This is a genomic window from Streptococcus sp. CCH5-D3, from assembly GCF_001556435.1.
Lineage (GTDB): Bacteria > Bacillota > Bacilli > Lactobacillales > Streptococcaceae > Streptococcus.
Genome location: NZ_LSIW01000048.1, coordinates 1 through 282 on the forward strand (window position 1 = coordinate 1; position 282 = coordinate 282).

At 44.7% G+C, this 282-nt stretch carries 1 protein-coding gene; it reads left to right on the forward strand.

Going from position 1 to position 282, the window contains the following annotated elements:
- A partial coding sequence (locus AX662_RS02280) for a hypothetical protein (RefSeq protein ID WP_156430685.1) occupies positions 1-282 on the forward strand: 282 nt, incomplete at both ends.

Consider the following 282-nt stretch of genomic DNA (forward strand, 5'->3'; position numbering starts at 1 on the left):
AACCAACCTTCACCGAAGGAAATCCAAATGTTCCAATCGATGAAGATACTCCAGCAACCTTCGAAGATGGCTCAACTACGAAGACTGTCGATGGTGAAGGAACTTACACCGTTGCTCCAGATGGTACAGTAACTTTCGTACCAGAAAAATCATTCGTAGGAACTGCACCAGCTGTAACAGTGGTTCGTGAAGATAAAAACGGAACCAAAGCCTCAGCAACCTACACACCAACAGTAACTCCAGTTACTCCAACTGCTGAACCAACAACATCAACAGATATCC